General features: G+C 67.9%; 4 protein-coding genes. All 4 read left to right on the top strand.

Annotation, left to right across the window (positions count from 1 at the left end; translation table 11 throughout):
- Positions 1-8: 8 nt before the first annotated feature.
- Positions 9-902: a branched-chain amino acid ABC transporter permease gene (locus tag CHB88_RS23980; RefSeq protein ID WP_089401882.1), complete on the top strand. Its 894-nt coding sequence runs from the start codon at positions 9-11 to the stop codon at positions 900-902.
- Complete coding sequence (locus CHB88_RS23975) at positions 902-1,948, top strand: branched-chain amino acid ABC transporter permease (protein WP_089401881.1); 1,047 nt, start codon at positions 902-904, stop codon at positions 1,946-1,948. Before CHB88_RS23980 ends, CHB88_RS23975 begins: the two co-directional genes overlap by 1 nt.
- Positions 1,945-2,697 carry an ABC transporter ATP-binding protein gene (locus CHB88_RS23970; protein WP_089401880.1) on the top strand — a complete coding sequence of 251 codons (753 nt, stop codon included), beginning with the start codon at positions 1,945-1,947 and terminating at the stop codon, positions 2,695-2,697. The genes CHB88_RS23975 and CHB88_RS23970 overlap by 4 nt, the downstream gene beginning before the upstream one ends.
- A partial coding sequence (locus tag CHB88_RS23965) for an ABC transporter ATP-binding protein (RefSeq protein ID WP_143131470.1) occupies positions 2,694-3,160 on the top strand: 467 nt, incomplete at its 3' end. The genes CHB88_RS23970 and CHB88_RS23965, both read left to right, overlap by 4 nt.

Raw genomic sequence — 3,160 nt, 5'->3', positions numbered from 1 at the left:
TTCCGCAGCTGCTGAACGGCCTGCAGTACGGCGTGCTGCTGTTTCTGCTGGCCGCCGGGTTGACGCTGGTGTTCGGCATCATGAGCTTCATCAACCTGGCCCACGGCTCGCTGTACATGCTCGGCGCCTACTTCGCCGCCACCGCCTTTGAGATGAGCGGCTCCTTCACTGTGGCCGTCATCGCCGCCCTGGCCGGCTGCGTACTGGTCGGCTTTTTGCTGGAGAAGCTGGCGGTGTCGCGCCTGTACGGGCGCGACCACCTCGACCATGTGCTGGCCACCTTCGGCATGGTGCTGTTCTTCAACGAGATGGCGCGCATCATCTGGGGCCCGCAGCCGTACTTCCTGCCGGTGCCGGCCTTTCTGGAGAGCACCGTCAACCTGTTCGGCATCACCTATCCCGCCTACCGCTTCGCCATCATCACCGTCGGCCTGGCGGTGGCCGTCGGCGCCCACCTGCTCATGCACAAGACCCGCCTGGGCATGCTCATTCGCGCCGGCGCGGTCAACCCGAAGATGGTCGGCGCGCTGGGCGTCAACATCCGGCTGCTCAACGCCCTGCTGTTCGGCCTGGGCGCGGCCCTGGCCGGACTCGCCGGCGTGATGGCCGGGCCGATCCTGTCGATTCAGGCCGGCATGGGCGAGCCGGTGCTCATCACCGCCCTGGTGGTGATCGTCATCGGCGGCATCGGCTCGGTCTCCGGCGCCTTCTATGCCTCGCTGGTGGTGGGCGTGGCCGACACCCTGGGCCGCGCCTTCCTGCCGATGCTGCTGCGCGAAGTGATGAGCCGCGAAGTGGCCAATGCCGCCGGCCCGGCGCTGGCCTCGATGCTGGTCTACGTGCTCATGGCCGTGGTGCTGGCGCTGCGCCCCCAAGGCCTGTTCCCGGCCAGGAGAAGCTGATGAACTCTTCCCTTACTTCCTCCCGATCCTCCCTGTTGCGCCCGAGCGTGCTGCTGCCGCTGCTGGTGCTGGCGCTGCTGGCGGCGGTGCCGTTCGTGGCCGCCGCCACCGGGCAGCCGTTCTACGTCGCCTTTTTCGCCCGCATCATCATCTACGCCATCGCCGCCACCGCGCTCAACCTGGCGCTGGGCTATGGCGGGCTGGTGAGCCTGGGCCATGCGCTGTTTCTCGGCCTGGGCGCCTACAGCGTGGCCTTGCCGGCGTTCTACGAGATCGACAGCGGCTGGGTCCACCTGCTGGTGTGCATTCTCAGCTGCGGCCTCGTCGGCCTGATCACCGGCGCCATCAGCCTGCGCACCTCCGGCATCGCCTTCATCATGATCACCCTGGCATTTGCCCAGATGGGCTACTTCGTGTTCGTCAGCCTGAAGCAGTACGGCGGCGACGACGGCACCACCATCAATCTGACCAGCCACTTCTTCGGGCTGGACTTGGGCAAGCCGTATGTGGTGTACGCGGTGGCGCTGGCGCAGCTGGTGCTGCTGACGTGGTGGATGGCGCGCCTGCGCAGCTCGCCGTTCGGCATGGTGCTCAGGGGCGCACGGCAGAATGCGCGCCGCATCAATGCGGTCGGCTTTCCCAGCCGCAGCTACCTGCTGTGCGCCTATGTGCTGTCGGCGATCGTCTGCGGCATCGCCGGCATGCTGCTGGCCAACCTGAACGCCTTCGCCTCGCCCAGCACGCTGTCCTGGGTCACCTCGGGCGACCTGATCGTGATGGTGGTGCTGGGCGGCATCGGCTCGATATTTGGTCCGCTCCTGGGCACGCTGGCCTTTCTCGGCCTGGAGGAACTGCTCAAGGGCGTCACCGAGCACTGGATGGCGCTGTTCGGGCCGATCATCGTGCTGGTGGCGCTGCTGGGCAAGGCCGGCATCATCGGCGTGCTGCAGAAACTCGAAGCCCGGCGCCAGCCGAACGATGCCGATGATCACGCCGCGCCCATGGCGGCGCAACCGAACCTGCCACCCCTGGGAGAACGCCGATGAGCACCGCGCTGCTGCATACCGACTCGCTGGTCAAGCGCTATGGCGGCCTGCTGGTCACCGACCACGTGTCGATCGACATCCAGCCGGGCGAGCTGCACGCCATCATCGGCCCCAACGGCGCCGGCAAGACCACCCTCATCAACCAGCTCTCCGGCGAGCTGGCCGCCAATGCCGGCCGGGTCGTGTTCGCCGGGCGCGACGTGACGTCGCTGCCGATCCAGGCGCGGGCGCGGCAGGGCCTGCTGCGCTCCTACCAGATCACCTCGATCTTCGAGGAGTTCACGGTGCTGGAGAATGCAGTGCTGGCGGCCATGGGCGCCAACGAGCACGCGTTCCGCTTCTGGCAGCCGCTGCTGGGCCGCAAGGTCCGGGTCCAGGCGGCGCAGGAAGCGTTGCAGGCGGCCGGCCTGGGGCACCGGCTGCACACCCCGGCCGAAGACCTGGCCTACGGCGAGCGGCGCCAGCTGGAGCTGGCCATGGCGCTGGCGGCCAAGCCGACGTTTTTGCTGCTGGACGAACCGATGGCCGGCATGAGCGTGCAGGAATCGGCGTCGGTGGTGGCGCTGCTCAAGCAGCTCAAGGGCCGCTACGCGATTCTCTTGATCGAGCACGACATGGACGCGGTGTTCGCGCTGGCCGACCGCATCACGGTGCTGGTGTACGGCCGGGTGATGTTCACCGGCACGCCGGACGAAGTCAGACACCACCCGGAAGTGCGGGCGGTGTACCTGGGGGAGGAAGCGGCATGACGGCCTTGCTCGAGATCGACGCATTGGAAGCGTCATATGGCCATGCGCAGGCGCTGTTCGGGGTCAGCTGCCAAGTGCGGCGCGGCGAAGTGGTGACGCTGCTGGGGCGCAACGGCATGGGGCGCTCGACCACCGTCAAGTGCCTGTTCGGGCTCTTGCCGGTGAAGGCCGGCCGCATCGCCTTCGACGGCCAGCCGGTGCACGGGCTGGCCTCGCACAGCATCGCCCGGCTGGGGCTGGGGCTGGTGCCGGAAGGGCGGCAGGTGTTTCCGAACCTGACGGTGGAGGAGAATCTGGTGGCCACGGCGCGAGCGCCGGCCAGGGGCAGCGGTTTGCAGCCGTGGACGCTGGAGCGGGTGTACGGCTTCTTTCCGCGGCTGAAGGAAAGAAGAAGCAACCTGGGCGCGCAGCTGTCGGGCGGGGAGCAGCAGATGCTGGCCATCGGGCGGGCATTAATGACCAA

The sequence above is a fragment of the Noviherbaspirillum humi genome, assembly GCF_900188095.1.
Classification (GTDB): Bacteria; Pseudomonadota; Gammaproteobacteria; order Burkholderiales; family Burkholderiaceae_D; genus Noviherbaspirillum; species Noviherbaspirillum humi.
This window is presented reverse-complemented; position numbering and strand designations above follow the sequence as displayed.